General features: G+C 70.9%; 19 protein-coding genes and 1 pseudogene. 15 read left to right on the top strand and 5 right to left on the bottom strand.

Translation table 11 applies throughout. From position 1 onward, the window contains the following. The first annotated feature begins 36 nt into the window (after positions 1-36). From ABD371_RS31135 to ABD371_RS31095, 9 genes are all read left to right on the top strand, one after another. Entirely contained in the window at positions 37-1,020 is a 984-nt protein-coding gene (locus ABD371_RS31135) for a dipeptidase (protein ID WP_344484389.1), read from the top strand. A gap of 43 nt (positions 1,021-1,063) precedes the next feature. Then, entirely contained in the window at positions 1,064-2,671 is a 1,608-nt protein-coding gene (locus ABD371_RS31130) for a phytoene desaturase family protein (protein ID WP_344484386.1), read from the top strand. Beyond that, the gene (locus ABD371_RS31125) at positions 2,668-4,302 is read left to right on the top strand and encodes an ABC transporter substrate-binding protein (protein WP_344484383.1); all 1,635 of its coding nucleotides are present in this window, start codon (positions 2,668-2,670) and stop codon (positions 4,300-4,302) included. The genes ABD371_RS31130 and ABD371_RS31125 overlap by 4 nt, the downstream gene beginning before the upstream one ends. Before the next feature lie 13 nt (positions 4,303-4,315). Further along, on the top strand, positions 4,316-5,266 hold the full coding sequence (locus tag ABD371_RS31120; RefSeq protein WP_344484380.1) for an ABC transporter permease: 951 nt from the start codon (positions 4,316-4,318) through the stop codon (positions 5,264-5,266). A 19-nt stretch (positions 5,267-5,285) separates the two neighbouring features. Then, positions 5,286-6,233 (top strand): ABC transporter permease, encoded by a 948-nt coding sequence (locus ABD371_RS31115; RefSeq protein WP_344484377.1) that lies wholly within the window; start codon positions 5,286-5,288, stop codon positions 6,231-6,233. Between the two features lie 192 nt (positions 6,234-6,425). Beyond that, on the top strand, positions 6,426-7,445 hold the full coding sequence (locus ABD371_RS31110) for an ABC transporter ATP-binding protein (protein WP_344484374.1): 1,020 nt from the start codon (positions 6,426-6,428) through the stop codon (positions 7,443-7,445). Further along, positions 7,442-8,569, top strand: a complete 1,128-nt coding sequence (locus ABD371_RS31105; protein WP_344484372.1) for an ABC transporter ATP-binding protein — start codon at positions 7,442-7,444, stop codon at positions 8,567-8,569. Before ABD371_RS31110 ends, ABD371_RS31105 begins: the two co-directional genes overlap by 4 nt. Beyond that, positions 8,566-10,056 carry an aldehyde dehydrogenase family protein gene (locus tag ABD371_RS31100; RefSeq protein WP_344484369.1) on the top strand — a complete coding sequence of 497 codons (1,491 nt, stop codon included), beginning with the start codon at positions 8,566-8,568 and terminating at the stop codon, positions 10,054-10,056. Before ABD371_RS31105 ends, ABD371_RS31100 begins: the two co-directional genes overlap by 4 nt. A gap of 77 nt (positions 10,057-10,133) precedes the next feature. Then, positions 10,134-10,421, top strand: coding sequence for a muconolactone Delta-isomerase (locus tag ABD371_RS31095; protein WP_344484366.1), 288 nt, complete (start codon positions 10,134-10,136; stop codon positions 10,419-10,421). Positions 10,422-10,460: 39 nt separating this feature from the next. Here ABD371_RS31095 and ABD371_RS31090 read toward each other — a convergent pair whose 3' ends face one another. Continuing rightward, positions 10,461-10,925 carry an EF-hand domain-containing protein gene (locus ABD371_RS31090; protein WP_344484363.1) on the bottom strand — a complete coding sequence of 155 codons (465 nt, stop codon included), beginning with the start codon at positions 10,923-10,925 and terminating at the stop codon, positions 10,461-10,463. 49 nt (positions 10,926-10,974) lie between these two features. Here ABD371_RS31090 and ABD371_RS31085 point away from each other — a divergent pair, with 49 nt between their 5' ends. The 6 genes from ABD371_RS31085 to ABD371_RS31060 all read left to right on the top strand — a co-directional run bounded on the left by ABD371_RS31085 (position 10,975) and on the right by ABD371_RS31060 (position 16,627). Next, the gene (locus ABD371_RS31085) at positions 10,975-11,247 is read left to right on the top strand and encodes a hypothetical protein (RefSeq protein ID WP_344484361.1); all 273 of its coding nucleotides are present in this window, start codon (positions 10,975-10,977) and stop codon (positions 11,245-11,247) included. A gap of 902 nt (positions 11,248-12,149) precedes the next feature. After that, on the top strand, positions 12,150-12,836 hold the full coding sequence (locus ABD371_RS31080) for a pyridoxine/pyridoxamine 5'-phosphate oxidase (RefSeq protein WP_344484358.1): 687 nt from the start codon (positions 12,150-12,152) through the stop codon (positions 12,834-12,836). A gap of 252 nt (positions 12,837-13,088) precedes the next feature. Next, complete coding sequence (locus tag ABD371_RS31075; protein WP_344484355.1) at positions 13,089-13,607, top strand: hypothetical protein; 519 nt, start codon at positions 13,089-13,091, stop codon at positions 13,605-13,607. A gap of 386 nt (positions 13,608-13,993) precedes the next feature. Continuing rightward, positions 13,994-14,533, top strand: coding sequence for a replication-relaxation family protein (locus ABD371_RS31070; RefSeq protein ID WP_344484352.1), 540 nt, complete (start codon positions 13,994-13,996; stop codon positions 14,531-14,533). Next, complete coding sequence (locus tag ABD371_RS31065) at positions 14,530-15,564, top strand: PIN domain-containing protein (RefSeq protein ID WP_344484349.1); 1,035 nt, start codon at positions 14,530-14,532, stop codon at positions 15,562-15,564. Before ABD371_RS31070 ends, ABD371_RS31065 begins: the two co-directional genes overlap by 4 nt. Before the next feature lie 40 nt (positions 15,565-15,604). Beyond that, positions 15,605-16,627, top strand: coding sequence for a hypothetical protein (locus ABD371_RS31060; RefSeq protein WP_344484346.1), 1,023 nt, complete (start codon positions 15,605-15,607; stop codon positions 16,625-16,627). Positions 16,628-16,783: 156 nt separating this feature from the next. Here ABD371_RS31060 and ABD371_RS31055 read toward each other — a convergent pair whose 3' ends face one another. The 4 genes and pseudogenes from ABD371_RS31055 to ABD371_RS31040 form a co-directional block, all read right to left on the bottom strand. Next, positions 16,784-17,131 (bottom strand): hypothetical protein, encoded by a 348-nt coding sequence (locus tag ABD371_RS31055; RefSeq protein WP_344484343.1) that lies wholly within the window; start codon positions 17,129-17,131, stop codon positions 16,784-16,786. Positions 17,132-17,462: 331 nt separating this feature from the next. Continuing rightward, positions 17,463-18,443: a serine hydrolase domain-containing protein gene (locus ABD371_RS31050; protein ID WP_344484340.1), complete on the bottom strand. Its 981-nt coding sequence runs from the start codon at positions 18,441-18,443 to the stop codon at positions 17,463-17,465. 237 nt (positions 18,444-18,680) lie between these two features. Then, positions 18,681-18,992 carry a hypothetical protein gene (locus ABD371_RS31045; protein WP_344484337.1) on the bottom strand — a complete coding sequence of 104 codons (312 nt, stop codon included), beginning with the start codon at positions 18,990-18,992 and terminating at the stop codon, positions 18,681-18,683. A 231-nt stretch (positions 18,993-19,223) separates the two neighbouring features. Then, positions 19,224-19,640: pseudogene (locus ABD371_RS31040) on the bottom strand (hypothetical protein); the annotation flags it as partial.

Below are 19,640 nucleotides of genomic sequence, written 5' to 3'. Positions count from 1 at the left end.
GGACCACGCGGCCGACCCGTCAGAAGAGGAAAGAACGTGCTGGTAGACGCATTGCAGTTCGTCAAGCCCGCCCGCGAGCGATTCGAGGAGTGGCACGCCGCCGGGATAGCCGGCGTCCACGCCACCGTCGCGATCTGGGAGGACTCCACCGAGACCATGCGCGAGGTCGGCCGCTGGCAGCGGCTGCTCGCGGAGAACGCCGACCTCCTCCGGGAGGGCCGCTCCGCCGACGACATCCGCGCGGCCGGCAGCGACGGCCGTACCGCCGTCGTCCTCGGATTCCAGAACAGCAGCCCCTTCGAGGACGATCTCGACCTCGTCGGTGCCTTCCACCAGGCCGGGGTGCGCATCGCCCAGCTCACCTACAACACCCAGAACTCCGCGGGCGCGGGCTGCTGGGAGGGCGACGACGCCGGACTCTCCCGCACCTACGGGATCAATCTGATCCGGGAGATGAACCGGGTGGGCATGCTCATCGACGTCTCCCACTGCAATGAGCGCACCTCACTCGAAGCCCTGGAGGCGTCCGAGCGGCCGGTGGCCATCACCCATGCCAACCCCCGGGGATTCGTCGGCGAGAACGTCGAACTTGCCTTCCGCAACAAATCCGACACGGTCCTCAAGAAGGCGGCCGAATCCGGCGGCGTCGTCGGCCTGAGCATGTACCCGCGGATCGCGCCCAGCGGCGTCGACTGCACCGTCGCCCAGTTCTGCGACATGATCGCCTACACCGTCGATCTGATCGGCGTCGAGCACGTCGGGCTCGGCTCCGACTACTACGCCGGACAGGGCGACGAGGAACTCCACTGGTGGCGGCAGGGCCGCTGGAGCCGTGAACCCATGGTGCCCATCTCCGGCCCCGTCGAGTTTCCCGAATGGTTCGCCGCCGGCCGCGGCTACGCCACCGTGCTGGAGCACCTGCGCAAGCGCGGGTTCAGCGAGAGCGAGGTCGAGCTCATCTCCGGCGGCAACTGGCTACGCATGTTCGGCACCGGCTTCGTGGCCGATTCCCGGAACTGACGGCGCGGAGACGACGGCGTGAGAGCGGAGAGGAAGAGCGGGCATGAACCGGTTTGACGTGGTGATCGTCGGTGGCGGCCACAACGGGCTGGTCACTGCGGCCTATCTGGGCCGGGCGGGACTGCGCGTCGCCGTGGTCGAATCCCGGCGGAGCCTCGGCGGGCCCTGCGGCGGCTATGAGTTCCTGCCCGGCCGCAGCCTCGCCTTCACCAATTCGCCCGGGTCGCTCAACCCGGCCGTGGTCAGCGAACTCCGGCTCGCCGACCACGGTCTGCGGTTCATCCGGGCCGACCCGACCGTCGTCCAGCAGTTCGACGGCCGGTGCTTCCTCGGCTGGCGCGACCCCGCCCGGGTCGACCAGCAGCTCGACGCCTTCGCACCGGGCGAGGCCGGCCGCTACCGAGGGCTGATCAGCTCGCTCGAACGGCTCGGCGCGAGCCTCGGGGTCCTGCTCGACGGCCCTCCGCCCGCCCTGGCCGAACTCGGGGACCGGCTGACCGACCCGGCGGAGCGCAAGCTCTTCACCGCCGTCTTCGAGGGCAGCCTCACCGGGCTGCTCGACCAACACCTCCGCTCGGACCAGGCCAAGGCCCTGCTCGCGCTGCTGGCACTGAACGCCCAGCTCGTACCGCCCTCGACACCCGGCAGCGCCGTCGGACTGATGATGCGCCCCTTCGCCCTCGCCGCGGCAGGCGCGCCACACTCCGGCGACGCCGCCGAGCGGGTCGCGCTCCGCGGCTCCACCGGACTGCCGGTCGGGTCGATGAGCGCGATCGTGGACGCGCTGGCGGACTGCTGCCGCGCCCACGGCGTCACCCTGCGCACCGGCTCCCCGGTGGCGCGGATCCTGCACGGCGGCGGCGGGGTCCGGGGCGTCGTCACCGCGACCGGCGAGGAGTTCACCGCCGACCGGGTGGTGTCGGCGGTCAACCCCGTCCACCTCTTCCGCGATCTGCTGGACGACGCGGCCATGGGCCCCGAGATCCGCGCGGAGGTCGCGGGCACGGCGATGCGCGGATCGGCGTTCAAAGTCGTCCTGGAGGTCGACTCGCTGCCCGCCTACGCGGGGCTCCCCGACGACGCCGACCCCGACCGGGTGCGGGCATGCCAGTTTCGCGTGGGCTCCTCGCTCGGACAGATCGAGGAGTCGATCACCCGGGCACTGACGGGCCGCGCCGGCCAGCGGCCCCTGATGTGGGGGCTGATACCGACCCTCACCTCACCCGGACTCACCCCGGGGGGCACCCACCTCATCAGCGTCAACGCCTGGCACGCCCCCTACCGTCCGCACGACGGCCCCTGGGACGCCGAGCGCACGGACCGCTTCGGCCGCCGGTGCGTCGAGGAACTCTCCCGGCTGATGCCGGGACTCGCCGACCGCGTCATCGACCACCGGTTCATGAATCCGGTGGAGATCGAGAGCGAACTGGGCCTGCCGGAGAGCAACATCACCCACGGGGACATGCTGCCCGGCAATCTCTTCGGGGCCCGCCCGCACTCCTCCGTCGCCGCATACCGCACCCCGCTCACGGGCTTCTACATCAGCGGGGCCGGGACCTGGCCGGGCGGCTACATCACCGGAACACCAGGCAGGAACACGGCCGGAGCGGTTCTCCACGACCTTCACCACGAGCAAAGGCGACAAGCATGAGGCTTTCGCGCCGCGGTGGGCCCGAGCGCCCACGAACCGGACGACTGAGCCGCACAGTGAGTGGCATAGCCGTCGCGGGCGTCCTGCTCAGCGGCTGCAGCGCCAATCCGTCCTTCGGACGCGACGCGCAGACCCTGATCATCGGCGCCGAGGGAGAGATCCCCGCCCTGGACCCGCACCGCGCCTCCGGCACCCCGGTGCTCCGGGTCATCGACGCCCTCTTCGATCCGCTGATCCGCGAGAACCTCGGCAAGGAGACGGCCCAGGCCCCCGAACTCCGCCCCGGGCTCGCCACGTCCTGGGAAGCCTCCCCGGACGCCCGGACATACACCCTCGAACTCCGCGAGGGCGTCGCCTTCACCGACGGCACACCCTTCGACGCCGCCGCCGTCAAGGCCAACTTCGACCGGATCATGGACGAGAAGTCCGCCTTCCACGACCCGACCGCCGCCGGCAACATGAAGTTCCTGACCCGCTGGATCGAGAAGGTCGAGATCCGCGGACCTCACACCGTCACCCTCGGACTCACCGAACCGTACGCCGGTCTGCCCCGGGTGCTCACCGACCGCCGCATGTCGATCATCAGCCCCAAGGCGCTCCGCGCCCACAAGCCCGACGACATCGGCCTCCATCCCGCCGGCACCGGCCCCTTCACCCAGCAGTCCGCCGATCGCGGCAAGCGCATCACGCTGAAGCGGAACCCGCACTACTGGGGCGGCGCGGCCAGGACCCCCGCCATCATCGTGGAGTCGGTCACCGACCCCACCACGCTCGCCATCGCCGCCCAGACCGGCGAGGTGGACGCGATCCTCAGCGCCGGGGCCCAGCAGGTCCGGCAGCTCGCCGACGGCGGCACCATGACCGTGCAGTACCCCGAACCCGCCAACCAGTACTTCCTGCGCCTCAACACCCGGATCGCCCCCACTGACAACGCCGTCTTCCGGCAGGCACTCAACCACGCCGTCGACCGCCGGGCGATCGCCACCCTCACCGGCAAGCAGGTCGCCCCCTCCACCGGACCGCTGCCCCGGGGCAACGAGGCATACCAGGAGAATCCCGGAGCCGTCGCCGACACCTACGACCCCGAACAGGCCCGCCGGCTCATCCGCGAGAGCGGGGTGCCCACCCCCGTACGGCTGCGGATCCTCGCACCCGACAGCGGCCCCGGCTTCTCCCAGGCCACCGAGATCATGTCGCTCATCCAGCAGGACCTCAAAGCGGTCGGCGTCCGGCTGGACACCCAGTACATGGAGTTCGCCTCACTCGTCGCCGAGGAGGGAAACGGCTACAACGGCACCACCCACGGCTCCTTCAACGGCTGGACCACCGGAGCCGACGCCGCCGACTTCCTGGAGCGGATGTTCAGCGGAGAACTGCATCCCCCCAACGGCGTCAACCGCGGCTGGTACCGCAACCGGGACGTCGACAGCCTCTTCGACCGCGCCCGCGGCGAACCCGACGCGGACCGCCGTACCGCGCTCTACCGCGAAGCCGCCGACGCCATCACGGCCGACGCGCCCTGGGTCTTCCTCTACCAGGACCGGCTGCCCCGCCTGCTGAGCCGCACGGTGGACGGAGTCGTGCCCGCCGCGTCCGTCTACATCGACTACACCACCATCCGCCGCCGGTGAGGAGATCACAGCCATGAAGGCCACAGCGGCACCACCCCGCCCCGCCGCCGTGCGGGCCGCGCCCCCCCGGCGGCGCATCCGCCTCCGCCCGCCGGCGGGCTCCGGCAACACCACCGTCCTCATAGGCGGCGCCATCGTCGCCGTCACGATCCTGATCGCGCTCCTCGCGCCGCTGATCGCCCCGGACGACCCCCTCGCCACCAACCCCTCGTCCATCGGGCTCGGCCTCCTCAGCGACGGCCACCTGCTCGGCACCGACGAGGTGGGCCGCGACATACTCAGCAGGCTGATGCACGGAACCAGGCTCGCTCTGCTGGTCGCCGTGGTGCCGACGCTGGCGGCGCTCGTCATCGGCGGCTGCATCGGACTGCTCTCCGGCTACGCCGGCGGCTGGCTCGACAGCACACTGATGCGGATCTTCGACGTGATGTTCTCCTTCCCCGGCATCCTGCTCGCCCTCGGCATCGGCGTCGCCCTCGGCCCCGGCATCACCTCCATGGTCATCGCGATGGTGGTGGTCACCGTCCCCGAGTTCGGACGGATCGTCCGGGGCAACGTCATCGCCCTGCGCCAGGAACAGTACGTGGAGGCCGCGGGCGCCCTCGGCTACGGCCATCTGCGCATCGCGTTCCGCCACATCACCCCGAACCTGCTCGGCGGCGTGGCCGTCTTCGCCACCCTCCAGACCGGCCGCAACGTCATCCTCAGCTCAAGTCTCGCCTTCCTCGGCCTGGGCGCCCAGCCGCCCACCCCCGACTGGGGCCAGATGCTCAGCGGCGGACGCGCACTGCTGGTGACCGCACCCCACGTCGCCACCATTCCCGGCCTCGCGATCGTCGTGCTCGCCGTCGGATTCAACCTGCTCGGCGACGGCATCCGGGACCGCCTCGACCCGCGCAGCCGCACGTCCCGGGCCGCGCGCGGAGGCCCACGCCCCCTGCGGACCCGGTGGAGCCGGTCATGAACAGCCCTGGAGAACCGCCATGCTGACCTTCACCCTGCGCCGCGCGCTGCACATGCTCCCGGTCATCCTCGGGGTGACCATCGCCACCTTCGGCCTCGGCCAGATCATCCCCGGCGACCAGGCGAGCGCCCTGCTCGGCCCCACCTCCTCGGAGGAGGACCGGCAGGCGCTCCGCGAGGACCTCGGCCTGGACGAACCCGCCCTCTCCCGCTACTTCACCTATCTCGGCAACCTCCTCAGCGGCGATCTCGGCCGCTCGCTCTCCTTCGGCCGACCGGTCTCCGAAGTCCTCTCCGACCGGCTGCTCAACACCCTGCTGCTGTCGGGCACCGCGATCGCCGTCGCGGCGGTCGCGGGCGTCGCCATCGGCACCTGGGCCGCGCAGAAACCCGGCTCGGCCCGGGACCGCGGCCTCACCATCGGCGTCCTGTTCTTCAACTCCGTGCCGTCGTTCTGGTTCGGACTGGTGCTCATCGTCGTCTTCTCGCTGCAACTGCGGATCCTCCCCGCCACCGGGATGACCTCCATCGGCGGCGGCGGAGCCCTCGACATCGCCGCCCACATGGTGCTGCCCGTCATCACCCTCGCCGCTTGGTCACTGGCGGTCATCGCCCGTATGACCCGCTCATCGGTGCTGGAAGTGATCGGCAACGACTACGTCCGCACCGCCCGCTCACGCGGCGTCGGAGAGTTCCGGGTCATCGTCCGCCATGTGCTCCCCAACGCTCTGCCGTCCGTCATCACGGTGATCGGCCTGCAAGCGGGCTTCCTGCTCAGCGGCGCGGTGCTCACCGAGACGGTGTTCTCCTGGCCGGGCATCGGCCTCGCCCTCCACCAGGCCATCTCGGCCCGGGACATCCCCCTCGTACAGGGCGGGATCCTCGTGATCGCCATCGCGTTCGTGCTGATCAACTTCCTGGTCGACGTGGTCCAGGCGTACTTCAACCCGAAGATCAAACTGGCCTAGGCCGTCTCCTCGAACCCCCCGTCCGTCCGCCATCCCCCGGCACGTCCGCCTCCCCCGGCGGTGGTGCCCCCACGCGGAGCCGAAGGGGGAGTACCCCCCGCACCGGACCCCGCCGGACCCGTTCCCCGGGCCTGACGGCCCAGGGGACGGACGACGCCACTTCGAAGACACTCCGCACCCGGAGGACTCACCGTGACCGTACTGGAAGTCGAACACCTCAGGGTCGCCCACCGCGGCCACAACCAGGCCGACACCCCCCTGGAGACCGTGCGCGACGTCTCCTTCAGCGTCGCCGCCGGCGAATCCCTCGGCGTCGTCGGCGAGTCGGGCTGCGGCAAGAGCCAGACCATGCTGGCCGTCCTGCGCATGCTCGCCCCCACCGGAGCCGAGATCACCGGCCGGGTGCACTTCGACGGCAAGGACCTGACGGCGCTCACCCCCCGGCAGATGCGCGCCGTCCGGGGCTCGGGCATCGGGCTCGTCTCCCAGGACGCGCTCTCCGCACTCAACCCCGCCATGACCATCGGCGCGCAGATGGCCGAACCCCTCATCCACTACGACGGATTCAGCCGCCGCGACGCCGCCGCGCGGTGCGCCGAACTCCTCGATCTCGTCGGCCTCCCCGGCGCCCGCGAACGGCTCCGCAGCCACCCCCACGAACTCTCCGGCGGCATGCGCCAGCGCGTCCTGATCGCCATGGCCATCAGCCGCGAACCCCAGGTCCTGATCGCCGACGAACCCACCACCGCCCTCGACGTCACCATCCAGTCCCAGGTCCTCCAGCTCATCGACCGGCTCCGCAAGGACCTCCGGATGGCCCTGATCCTCATCACCCACGACCTCGGGGTCGTCGCCGGCGTCACCGACCGGATCGCCGTGATGTACGCGGGCCGGATCGTGGAGACGGCTCCCACCACCGCGCTCTTCGACCACCCCGCCCACCCCTACACCCGCGCCCTGATGGACTCGATCCCCCGGATGGACCGTCCGCGGGTCGAGTACCTGCCCGCCATCCCCGGCTTCCCGCCCGACCCCGCCGCGCCGCCGCCCGGCTGCGCCTTCCGGCCCCGCTGCCCCGCCGCCCGCGCGGAGTGCGAGGACTCCGTCCCCGGACTCCTCCCCCTCACCTCCGCCGTCCCCGGACACGCTGTCCGCTGTCCCTTCACCGCACCGGTCCCCGCCGGTGCGGACCACCGAGGAGAGCGCTCATGAACGCCGCCGGCGCGTCGCCGCCCGCCACCCCCGGACCACCCGGCACCCACACCGACAGCGATGCCGTCACCGTGGCCGATCTGCGGGTCCACTTCCCCATCCGCACCGGCGTGCTCCGCCGGGTCACCGGCACCGCACACGCCGTGGACGGGGTCTCCTTCACGGTGCCCGCCCGCAGCATCGTCACCATCGTCGGCGAGAGCGGCAGCGGGAAGACCACCACCGGACGCGCCTTGGTCGGCCTCTCGCCCATCGCCTCCGGCCGGGTCAGCGTTCACGGCCGGGCCCTGGAGGAGATCCGCCGCGAAGGCTCGCTGCCCCGGCTCGCACAGATCGTCCACCAGGACCCCTACGCCAGCCTCAACCCGCGGATGACCATCCGGGCGATGATCCGAGAGGTCATCTCCGTACACCGGACGACACCCCGGGAGAAGACGGGGGAGCGGGTCGCGGAACTCCTCGCCCAGGTCGGCCTCCGAACCGAGCTGGCCGACCGCTATCCCCATGAACTCTCCGGCGGCCAGCGCCAGCGCGCGGCCATCGCCCGCGCCCTCGCGGTCGAGCCCCGCTTCATCGTCTGCGACGAGATCGTCTCCGCGCTCGACGTCAGCATCCAGGGCCAGATCGTCAATCTCCTCAAGGACCTCCGCCGCGACCAGGACGTCAGCTTCCTCTTCATCTCCCACGACATGAGCGTGGTACGGCACATCTCCGACCACGTCATCGTGATGTACGGCGGCCTGATCATGGAGAGCGGCCCCTGCGACGAGGTGTTCTCCGCGCCGCGCCATCCCTACACCCACGCGCTGCTGGCGGCCGTCCCCGTGCCCGACCCCCGGGCCCCCGGCGGCCCCGGCGAGGTCCGCACCCGCGCCGAACCCCCGGACCCGGCCCATCCGCTGCCCGGATGCCGCTTCCAGCGCTCCTGCCCGTTCGCCACCGAGGTCTGCCGAGAGGGCCCGCCACCCCCCACCACCGCCGCCGGGGCGGCCGGACACACCCTGGCCTGCCACCACGCCGGCACACCCGGCGTACGAGCCGCACTGTCCCCGAAGAACCCCTCCACGGAGGCCCCGGCCACAGAAGGCCCGTCCCCGTCACCGGAAAGGACCACCGCTCCATGACCACCCCCGACACCGCGCCGCCCATCGAGGACTACACCTCCCACACAGGCGGGGCCCGGCGCGCACCCGCGGGCGCGACGGTGCCACTGACCGACCCCGCGACCGGGGAGATCTGGGCCCGGGCCCACCGGGACCCGGACGCCGTGGACGCCGCCGTGGACGCCGCCCGCGCCGCCTTCCTCGCCCCTTCCTGGGGCGCACTCCCCGCCCACGCCCGCGCCGATCTGCTCCACCGCCTCGGCGACGTGCTGGTCGCGCACACCGAGGAACTCGCGGCACTGGAGACCCGGGCGAACGGCAAGCCCCTCACAGCCACCCGGGGCGAGGTCGGCGCCCTGGCCCGCTGGTACCGCTACTTCGCCGCCGTGGCAGAGACCATGGAGGACATCTCCCGCCCGCTCAGCGCCACCGCGAGCGCGCTCATCACCCGGGAACCGCTGGGCGTGGTCGCCGCACTCACCCCCTTCAACGGCGCGCTCTCACTCGGCTCCTGGAAACTCGCCCCCGCGCTGGCCGCGGGCAACACCGTGATCCTCAAACCGCCGCCGCAGGCCCCCGCCTCCTCGGTGCGCCTCGCCGAACTGGCCCTGGAGGCGGGGTTCCCGCCGGGCGTGATCAGCGTCGTCATCGGCGGCGCCGACGAGGGCCGCCGCCTCACCGACCACCCCGGCATCGCCATGGTCACCTTCACCGGCAGCACCGCCGTCGCCCGTACGCTCGGGGCACGCGCGGCCGGGCGGATGAAGCGCTATGTCTGTGAGGCGGGCGGCAAGTCCGCACACATCGTCTTCGCCGACGGCGACCTCGACGCCGCCGTCGTCGCGGCCCGGCAGGGCGCCTTCGCCGCGGCCGGCCAGACCTGTGTGGCGGGCTCCCGGGTCTTGGTCCAGCGTGAGGTGTACGAGGACTTCCTCCGCCGGTACGGGGAGGCGGTCGGACGGCTGCGCGTCGGCGACCCCCGCGACCCGCGGACTCACGTCGGGCCGGTCGCCTCGGCGGCGGCCCTGGCACGGATCGAGGAATACGTGGACGACGCCCTCGCGAAGGGCGCCCGGGCCGTCACCGGCGGACGGCGGGCCACCGTCGCCGCGCCCGCCGACGCGGGCTTCTGGTACGAACCGACCGTGCTGGCCGACGCCCCGCCCGACCTCGCCGTCTGCCGGGAGGAGATCTTCGGACCGGTGGTCACCGTGCACCCCTTCGACACCGAGGACGAGGCGGTCACCCTCGCCAACTCCCTCGAGTTCGGCCTGGCCGCGGGTTTCTGGACCCGCGACATGGCCCGTGCGCACCGGGTGGCACGGCGGCTGGAGGCGGGGGTGGTCTGGGTGAACACCTACCGGCTGCTGCACTGGAGCGTGCCGTTCGGCGGCTACAAGCAGTCCGGTCTGGGACGGGAGAACGGAGTCGAGGCCGTCGCCGAATTCCTCCAGACCAAGTCCGTCGTCACCGAGCACGGAACCCCGGCCGACCCGTTCGGCGACTGACCGCCCACCGCCCGGCTGACACCACCCCCCGTATGCCTCGGGATTCTCCCGACCTCCCAGGAACAGGACGCCCTCCCATGGAATTTCTCGTCAACATCCGGATCACCTGGCCCGATGCCATGGACCCCGGGCTCAAGGCGGCGGTCTCCGAGGAGGAGCGCCGCCGCGCCGCCGAACTCGCCGCGTCCGGAAATCTGGTCCGTATGTGGCGGGTGCCCGGCCGGACCGAGAACTGGGGACTGTGGCGGGCGGCCGACCCCACCGAACTCCACACCATCATCTCCGCGCTGCCGGTCTGGCCCTGGATGGACGTCACGGTCCACTCACTGGCAGACCACCCGGTCGACCCGGGACCGACGGTCTGACGGCCCGCTCGGCGGGACGCACCCCGGTGGGTGTCCTGCTCACCACCTGCGGCGCACTCGCCCGGTCTTTCGCTCATCACCTGTTTCAGGAGGTGATGGTGCCGGCCGGGTCGGGGTGGCTGTCCGGGTACGCACCGGCCATGGCGAGTTGCCGGTGGTGAGGAAATCACGAATCGCGGCCAGACAGCTGTCGCGGTCGACGGTGCTGGCGCCGTTCACGTCGAGGGCGGCGAACGCGGCGTCCGTGCCGTCGGAGCTGTTCCCGGTGGCGGCGCGCAGCCGGGTGAACTCGTCGTCGAGGTCGGCGAGGGCGAAAAGGGAACCGAGAGCGGGCCGGCAGGACTCCTCGAAGGCGACGGCCCCGTCGGCATTCGCGTCCATCCGCCGGAACACCTCCTGGTGGGCCGCCCGGGCGACGCCGACGAGAGGATGGTGCGGGTCACGGCCGGCGCTGGCGGATCCGCCGCACGCCGTCGACCAGCCCGGCCGGGACACCGCGCTCACTCCCGCTCAGCGGGCCGCCGCCGAGACCCACGCCCACCAGCAGGCCGCGATGCCCCAGGAGTATGCGGAGGGCCGGACGACCGATCCGGAGACGTGGACGACCTCCCCGGAACGCCTCGCCTTCTTCGCCAAGCTCGCCGCGAACACCGAGGCCCGCAGCCGCAGCCTGGCCGACGCGGCCGTCGGCCGCCGTGCCCTGGCCGGCGGGGAACTCGGCGGCCCGGTCCCTGAACCGGCGGTGGGCTCGCGCCGCCTGGAGCACGGGCGCCCGCAGCAGCCCGGCCAGGGGCAGCATCAGGGCTGGGGTGGTGTTCAGCCGTGACGGTCGGGCCCGCCGTGACGTTCGGTACTGCTGCCGGGCGGCCGAGACCGCCGGGTGGGACGGGGACCGAAGTCACCACGCCAGCTGCCGGGAGGCGACCGGCCGCCCGCTCCCGCAGCCGTGCGGGTCCGGCGAGGGTGCGGGAGAACCGATTCCCTTCTTGAGCGCTTGAGGCTCGTATGGATGATCCGACCCGCCCCGCGTGACACCGGAGTACCTGAAGCTGCTCGCCGACGCATCCCGGCTCCGTGCCGCGCTGTACCCGGCGCCGGAACCGCTACCGCTGGCCCGGCGGCCGCGCCGGTTCTCCCGGCATCCGGTGCCCGCGGTGACGATGCTGTGCACCCGCCCCGCACCATGTCCGGCGATGTCGTGCACTCGCTCGGGTCCGCGCGATGCACCGCGCCGAGCACCCCGTGCACGCGCCGGCGATGCCGGGCATTCCCCACGCCCGCTCGATGCGCACCATGATGCCCGCGAGAGGGAACTCCGCCCCCGGCTCCGCTCCACCCTGCGTGCATACGGAGGGTGATGGGGCACCCGTCGGGTGCCCCTTGACCAGCAGTGCCCTCCGGGCACCGCTCCGTCCATCGCGTGGAATGCAACCCTTGACCAGGTACGTGATTCCGGTGATTCCCCTTGATCACATGGAGCATCGCCGCGGCGATGCCGTGCACCGGCGGGCGACACACACCCGGGTAGGGGAGATCTCTCCGTCCGGCCCGTGCCGCGCATCGTGACCGTGCGTGGCGTCGGTGCGTACTGCGGGGATGCCGTGCACTCGCGCATCACGGTGGACACCGCCTGGTGGGAGTGCACGGCATCGGCGGAGGCGAGGGAAGACGCCGGTCAACCTCGATAGGGTCAGAACAACTTGAGCGGAGATCGGCCGAGGGGACGCGATGGATTCCGGCGACAGCACGGGGCGGACTGACGGCGTTCGGGCGTGGCTGCGGGGGCTGGAAGTGTTTGCGGGCCCGCTCGCGTACTTCGACCCGACCACTGCTCCTGCCGATCCGGTCGGATTGTTCCTTGACTGGCTGCGGGAAGCAGTGGCGGCGGGTGTTCCCGACGCGCACGCGATGACGTTGTCGACGGTGGCGGAGGACGGAGGCCCGGATGCGCGGGTTCTCTTTCTCAAGAACGTCGATGGGGCCGGCTGGCAGTTCGCCGCGCATGCACGGAGTCCCAAGGGGCGTCAGTTGGCCGTCCGGCCTCACGCGGCTCTCACTTTCTACTGGCCGCTGCTGGGACGTCAGGTACGGGTGCGCGGGACCGTCGAGCCCGCGCCGGCCGATCAGAGCTCCGCTGACCTGCTGGCCCGGTCCGTGTCCGCTCGTGCCGAGGTGGAGCTGGGCCGCCAGAGCGAGCACCTGAAGTCCGCCGAGGAACGCGACCTGGCCCTCCGGGAAGCGCTGGCCCGTATCGAGTCGGACCCCGCTCCGGGCAGCCAGCAGTGGACGCTCTACACCCTCTCTCCCGCCCACATCGAGTTCTGGCAGGCGGACAAGAGCCGCCTCCACAAGCGGCTGCGTTATGAACGCACCGATCCGGCCGACCCCTGGCAACGCCACATGCTGTGGCCATAACCCGCCACTGCGGCGGAGCGCGGTGACGCCCTGCCGTGGACGCCGCCGTCAGGGGATCCATGTCCCCGACGGCGTCGGTGCCAGGCACTCAGCGGCTTTCATTCGGTGCGCGGCATCCGGTGGGGGAGTGCGGTGCATCGGGTCCCGCGCATCGCCTCCGGAGTGCGCGCCACCGTGTGCACCGGTGCGCCACCGGCATCCGGATGAACACCCGCACCGGTGCACCGTTCGGGGCCTCTACGCTCCCGCGTTGTGGGACAGACCCCGGCGCAGAAGGCCGCCAAGGTGGCACGCGGGCAGCAGCCGAAGAAGCGGCCCGGCAAGGCGCAGCGCGAGGCGATCAAGAGGGCGCAGGCGGCGAGGAAGAAAGCGGGCGGCGGGAAGCCGGCCGCGAAGAAGACGGCGGCCAAGAAGACGGTGCCGCTGCCGCGCGGGTCGCTGCGGGCCGCGTACGGCGGCACCTGCCCGGCCTGCTTCAAGGACTACGGCAAGGGCGAGGTCATCACGAAGGTGACCGAGGGCTGGGGGGCATCCCGGCTGCGCCCCTCGGAAGCTGTCGGCGGCGGAGCGGGAGTTCGCCCGGAACAAGGCCCGGATCGAGGCCGGGGAGACGTTCCGGGGCCAGAAGCCCTCGGACTGGCGGCTCGGCTCCTCGCCGTCCAGCACCCGGCCCGCCCGCTGAACTCCGTTCCTGCAGTGTGGTGTCAGTCACGGACAAACCCACCCGTCAAGGGAATGGTCAAGGCGAAATCGGACACCTGTCGTCGGTGATGGCCAGACGGCGGTCAAGGGGGTGTTCCTCACGGTGGCCCCGGCCCGTGCGCACTTCCGTGTGCGGGCCGGATCTGTCACCGATCCGGCCTTGATGGCCGGAGAACCGCGAGGATTCGATGACCACCGCCCCCACCCCGCACACCACGGCCGTCCCGTCCGGTCCCGTCGCGACGGCGGACTCTAGGATGAGCCCTGTTGCGGGCCCCGCACCCAGCCCTGTGGCCGTCGGCCGCCGTTTGAGCGTTGCCGCTGGTCAGGCCACGGATTCGCCTTTCCCGGCCGGTTGCAACTCCTCTTCTCCTGCTACTGATGTGCTGGGAGAAGCGTCCCGGCCCCGGAGGAAGGCGGCGGCGAGGGCCGGCGCGGACATCCGCGGTGAAGTCTTGCTCACCCTCGCCCGGCTGCGTCTGGCCACGCCCCTCCAGCTCAAGACGCTGCTCCTGCCGCACCAGAAGAGCACCGACAACATGCGCCTGGCGCTGCGGAACCTGCTGGGGGAGTCCCCGTCTCTGGCCGGCCGGGCGCACCGTGCCCAGCAGAGCTACTGGTATTGCACCCCGGCCGGTCTCGCCGAAGCCGCGGCTTCCGGTGAGCTCGCGCCGACAGCCGGCCGGACCACCGGGAAGCGCATCGCTGCCAGCAAGACGGGCCTGCGCGAGCACGCTCTCGCCCTGGTCGACACCGTCATCGCCTTCCACCAGGCGGAGGCGGCCGACCATATGGACTGGGCAGTGGAAAGCTCCCACCCGACCCCGGCCGGAACCCTGGTCCCCGACGGCGTGGTGCTCCTGGCCGACGGCTCCGGCCGCTCCGGCAGTGCCATGGCCCCCGTCCACGGGTCGCTGCCCGCGTGCCCTGCGGACTGCTGTCGGGCCCGAAATCCGGCACGGATGTCAGTGGCGGCGGCGAGACTTGCCTCATGACGCTCGATCGTGCCGAGTCGGCACCGCCGTTGCTGCTCCCGTTGGGCAGGACGAACAGCCCGATGCTGCTGCCCGTCCTCGACACCAATGCGCTGCTGGTCGAGGCATGTTCCCTGGCCAAGCACGGCGGTCGGCAGGACAGGGTCACCGCACTGGCCGGAACCGACCGCGCCACCCCGTACATCGCCGCCCACGTCCCTGAGGAGGCCGACGAGCACCTGGCCCGGATGGCTGACCACTTCGGGATACCGGAACGCGAAGCGCGCCGCGTACTCCACCAGCAGATCTTGCCCACCCTCCGAGTGGTTGACCTGGAGATCCGCGACCACCTGTCCCCACAGACCCGCCACATCCTGCGGGTCGACCGGGAGATGCCGCAGAGACACCGGGGCGACCCGGACGACGCGCCCACGATGGCACTCGCACAGTTCCTCGCGCCATGCGTCATCATCACCCAGGACAGCGTCTTCGCCCGCTTCGGTTTCGCCGTCATCGACTGGATCCCCGTCGCCCAGCGCCTGCTGCGCCTGGCCGGCCTGGAAGCCACTGCCACGAACGTCCTGGCCGTCATCGACCTTGCGCTCCGGCTCTCCGGCGCGGGCGCCCAGCGCATGGCCCACCTCGCCGCACGGCACCCGCTGACCGCGACGGCCGCCGTGACAGGGCTCCTGTGGTGGTGCTACCACCGCGGCTACCTCACCCGCGACAACTGGCGCCAGCGCCTCTTCCAGATCGGGGCGGCAGCACTGCCACTGCTGGAGACGGGCAGCGCCGCAATGACCGAGCGCCAGACAATCCGTGACTCCCTTCTGGTCGTGGAACCACCGCCCTACCCCACCAGCGAGCAGCTCGCCGCCCGGCACCTTGCCCACTGCGGCCAGCCTCTGACCCCCGGCGAACTGCGCGACGAGCTCGCACGAGGCGGCCACACGGTCTCCGCCGCACATCTGAAGAGGGACATGCTTGCCCACCGCGCGTTCACCCGCACCCCCGGCGACCTGTGGACCATCGGCCGCCCGGTGCAGGACTAGAGATCACATGCCTCGCGGCGCGGAAGAGCACTCTTCAACATTGGCCATCCACCTCACGAGCAGCAAGGAGCCCCCGATCAACGCGATCACTTCACAGGAGATGCAGCGACTGGCCTTCATCCGGCTGCTGGTCCAGCAGGGCGTCGAGCAGTCAGCCAAGCCGGAACCGATAGCCGCCGCAGCCATTCTGACCTTTCATGACGCGGTCGAACTCTTCCTCATGCTGACCTCCGAGCATCTCGGCGTCACCGTGCCGGACAAGGGCGCCTTCGTGCCCCGGTACTTCGACAGCCTTCACCCGGACAAGGCCGGCCCGAGAGGCATCGACCTTGAGGGCAAGCTCGCTGTCAAGCGGCTCACTGACCACCGGAACGCCTTCAAGCACGCCGGAGCGCTCCCTTCCGGCTCCGCAGTCGAGCAGGCGCGAGACGATACCGAGCGGTTCTTTGAGGCGAACACTCCGAAGGTCTTCAAAGTCGCCTTCGGATCCATTGACATGGTCGAGCTCATCCCTCAAGCCCCGGCACGGGAACATGTCCGTTCCGCCCGCATTGCGTGGGAGGAAGGGGAGCGCCTGACGGCCATGGGCACGCTGGCTGTAGCCTTCGAAGAACTTTTCGCAGCACACCTGATCACCCCCGGCCGCCGGTATTCTCCCTTTGCATTCGGCCCCGCTGTTGAGAGCAGCGTGCATTTGGGTATGCAAGTCGCCCGCGCCATCACTACCGCCGACGGTGGGCGTTCCCACAGAAACCCCACCAACGCTGTCGAAAAGTTCGGCCAGCGGTTTGAGCGGCTCTCATCAAGCGTCTCCGCGATGCAGTCGGCGCTGAGTGTGATGACGCTTGGACTTGACCTTCACCGATACTTTCGCTTCAAGGAACTATGCCCTGATACTTCCCATCGCGTTGATGGGCGTCTAGAGTTCCATGCCTATGGGATCTTCCAGGCCAACGAGGACGACTTTGCGTATTGCGAACATTTTGTTCTTTCTGCCGCACTGAGGCTCGCGGAACTTGAAGCTCACACAACTCCGACATGGCGAAACGATCCCAACCGGTAACAGCCGGAGAATCCACTGGCTACGCGATCGCCAGAGAACGCCATGGCGGAGTCGTAGTCGGTCTCGCTGAATCTGGGTTAAGGGACTGAACTCCCGGGCGGCGCCCGGGGTCGAGCAGCGGGCCGATATGGCCGTGGTGAGTGCCTGCGATTTCGCCTATCCCGTCACGCCGACCGCCTGGACCACCGGCGCTGCGCCCGGCGAGGCGGCCGTGCCCGCCGCCCGTACCGGGCAACAGGCCGCGCCCGGGAAGCCGGCCCGGCCCCGGGTGCAGAGACGTGGGCTCGGGCCCGGATACCAGGGCATCCTCACCCCGCCCTGAACCGCTCGCGTCAGTGGTCCTGGGGGGGTGCTGAGTTCGTCGACGATGGCGCGCGGGATTCCGTCCCCGGCCTGCGCGGTGGTGGGGTTCACGGGGACCACGACGCCGACGACCTGGTGCTGCGGGGTACCGGCCCCGGTGAGGAGGGCGGGGGCGGGCTCGGCGGTGACGATCCGGAGCATGTCGTGGCCGGGGGAGTCTTCGACGCGGTAGCCGCCGGGGAGGCGGGTCGTGACGGTGCCCTTCGTCTTTGCGATCGAGGCGAGCCGGAGGCAGCAGTACCGCCGCCGGGCTGGCGTCCGGCTACTTCTGTCCGGGAGTTCTGATCCGGACGGACCCGCCCGGGAAGCAGGTCGCGCTCGACAGCTCACACCATCGACCGAGGATCGTTGAGAACAGGTTGAGTCACGCCCGGCTGGGGAATCCCCGGCTTCCGGCCGGCCGGGACGCGGGTTGTGCACGGTCCTTGTGCGCACGGCCTTTTGGCGTCGGGTTCCTGGTGGCGCCGGGCAGTTACGGCATGAGCGCGCGGGCTATGGGCCAAGCGCCTGGTGTGGTGTTGGAGATCACCGTGCGGGTGGTGTGGGTGTGCGGGTCATGAGCGGACTTGAACGAGACGCCGGCGTCGTAGCCGATCAGGAAGACAGTGTCCGTCTTTTCGTGCAGCCAGAGGCCGAGGCCGTAGCGCATCGACTCTTCGGGCACGTCCCGGCGTGGGCGCACCACTTCGTCGACGCGATCCACTATGTTCCCGGCGAAGAGCGCGCGCCAGAAGGCGGAGACGTCCTCGACGGTGGTGTGGATGCCGCCGTCACCGGAGGCCAAGACCGGCAGGTGGAAGACGTTGGAGCGGTCCACCCCGTCCAGCGGGAGGTAGCCCACAGCCGCGTCGGCGGGCAGCTCGTCGGAGCGGAGGAACTCGGTCGAGGTCATACCGGCCGGGAGGAGCACCCGTTCTCGTACGAGATCGTGGTAGCCGATGCCGCCGGCCCGTTCCGCCAGCAGGGCGAGTACCACGAACCCGCCGTTGCAGTAGCCGAACCGCTCACCGGCCGCGAACTTGGTCGGGCGGCCGTCCAGCAGAGGGAGGAACGCCTCGGTGCTGGTGAGTTCGTGTGCCGCGCCGATGACGTAGTCGGTGATCTCGGTATCGGCCTCCTCGTCCAGGTAGTCCCCGATGCCGGAGGTGTGGGTGAGGAGATGCTCCACCGTCACGTCGTCCGCGATCTGCGGCAGATCCCCGCCGAGCAGCGATCGAGCTGTGGTGTCCAGCTTCAGCGCACCGTCCTCGATGAGAGAGAGAACGGCCAGGGCGGTGAAGCCCTTGCTTCCGCTGGCCATGCCGAATCTGGTGTCCAGTGTGTTGGGAATGCGGTGGGCTCGATGGGCCAGGCCGTAGGCTTTCCCGAACTCGACCTGGCCGCTCCGGTCGATTCGGACCACGCCGGAGAACCCTGTCTCCTCGGCAATGGTGTCGATGTCTTCTGGCCTCATTGGCGCAGCCTAACTTCCGCTGTGGTGAGATCGAACCTGATTTCACGGGCAGGCGTGCGGGCTGCCTCGTCGGGCAGATGCCTGCGTGGCACCGGTTCCGCGGCGGCGACCTCAAGACGTGGGCCTGGGCCACGAATGCGCGGACGAGCCTGTCCGGCTCCCGAGGCCACCGCCACCTGTTGCGCCGGTCGCTGGACGTTCCCCGGGGCAGGCCCCGGGGAACACCCGGGCACGTTGTCAGTTGGGTGTGAACGGGGCCACGGCCACCGTCGCCGTGCCGTTCCCGGTGAGGCGGGCGTGGTCGGCGAGCTGGGCCAGGAGCCGCTCGGGCGTGAGGCCGGTCTGCTCGCACAGGGCCCGTACGCGACGGCTGGTGTCAGCGGACAGCCACACCTCGGTGCGGATCTCCACCAGCGCGTCGCGCCGCTGCTGCTCGGCCTGCTCCAGCCGGGCCCTGGTGAACTCGTGCCACGCGTCGTACGCAGCCTGCCACTCCGAACCCTGGCGATCCTCCTCGGGCCGGTAGATCTCCCACCCCTCCTCCCGCATCAGCGCGTGGATCCGCCGCCGCTCCTTCAGCCGCGCCGCCGGCCGCCTCGACCTCCGGCACCAGAAACGGCGAACGGTCCGGCGGGGGAGTGCGCACCGCCTCGTCGGCCTCCGCCGCGTACCGCTCCGCCTCCCGCAGCACGGTCTCGACCTCAGCCGCGCTCATCCCCGCCCTGGCCCGGTGACGAATGGCCACCCGCGCGCTGATGTCTTCCACGGTCGACCAGAGCATCAGCACACACCGCCCGCACCGGCCGCGCCCGCAGCCGCAGAGGGCCGGCGGCCTGCACCGGCAGAACGCCCGCGTCCCGTGCGCAGGTCGGCGAGCGGGGACCGCCGGCCTTTCTCCACCGCGCGGAGCCGGGCCCAGTCGATGTCGGGGTGGGCGGGGACGATTGCGTCGACGTCGGCCGTCCGGTAGAGGGCGATGTCGACGGCTCCGGCCCGGCTGGTGCCGAAGCGGGCCTCGACCGACTGCGGGGAGCGGACCCAGCCGAGCCGGACCATGTGGTCGAAGTCGGCTTTACCGAGTCTCGGAGTGTCCGGAACGGTGATGACCTGGGCTGATGCGTGGCGTAGGTGTCCGTGACGTGAGGGTGTCCCGTGTCGGTTGGCCTGCGAGGGCTGCTTCGAGGGTGTCGGCGTGAA

The organism is Streptomyces amakusaensis (assembly GCF_039532665.1).
In the GTDB taxonomy this organism is placed as follows: domain Bacteria; phylum Actinomycetota; class Actinomycetes; order Streptomycetales; family Streptomycetaceae; genus Streptomyces; species Streptomyces amakusaensis.
The sequence above is the reverse complement of the archived record's forward strand: the minus strand, read 5'-3'. Positions and strand labels throughout refer to the sequence as shown.

Excerpts from the sequence above, each read along its gene's own strand:
- ABD371_RS31130 (WP_344484386.1), top strand. The coding sequence starts at position 1,064 with ATGAACCGGTTTGACGTGGTGATCGTCGGTGGCGGCCACAACGGGCTG.
- ABD371_RS31125 (WP_344484383.1), top strand. The coding sequence starts at position 2,668 with ATGAGGCTTTCGCGCCGCGGTGGGCCCGAGCGCCCACGAACCGGACGA.
- ABD371_RS31120 (WP_344484380.1), top strand. The coding sequence starts at position 4,316 with ATGAAGGCCACAGCGGCACCACCCCGCCCCGCCGCCGTGCGGGCCGCG.
- ABD371_RS31115 (WP_344484377.1), top strand. The coding sequence starts at position 5,286 with ATGCTGACCTTCACCCTGCGCCGCGCGCTGCACATGCTCCCGGTCATC.
- ABD371_RS31105 (WP_344484372.1), top strand. The coding sequence starts at position 7,442 with ATGAACGCCGCCGGCGCGTCGCCGCCCGCCACCCCCGGACCACCCGGC.
- ABD371_RS31100 (WP_344484369.1), top strand. The coding sequence starts at position 8,566 with ATGACCACCCCCGACACCGCGCCGCCCATCGAGGACTACACCTCCCAC.
- ABD371_RS31095 (WP_344484366.1), top strand. The coding sequence starts at position 10,134 with ATGGAATTTCTCGTCAACATCCGGATCACCTGGCCCGATGCCATGGAC.
- ABD371_RS31085 (WP_344484361.1), top strand. The coding sequence starts at position 10,975 with ATGCCCCAGGAGTATGCGGAGGGCCGGACGACCGATCCGGAGACGTGG.
- ABD371_RS31080 (WP_344484358.1), top strand. The coding sequence starts at position 12,150 with ATGGATTCCGGCGACAGCACGGGGCGGACTGACGGCGTTCGGGCGTGG.
- ABD371_RS31065 (WP_344484349.1), top strand. The coding sequence starts at position 14,530 with ATGACGCTCGATCGTGCCGAGTCGGCACCGCCGTTGCTGCTCCCGTTG.
- ABD371_RS31055 (WP_344484343.1), bottom strand. The coding sequence starts at position 17,131 with ATGCTCCGGATCGTCACCGCCGAGCCCGCCCCCGCCCTCCTCACCGGG.
- ABD371_RS31050 (WP_344484340.1), bottom strand. The coding sequence starts at position 18,443 with ATGAGGCCAGAAGACATCGACACCATTGCCGAGGAGACAGGGTTCTCC.
- ABD371_RS31045 (WP_344484337.1), bottom strand. The coding sequence starts at position 18,992 with ATGCGGGAGGAGGGGTGGGAGATCTACCGGCCCGAGGAGGATCGCCAG.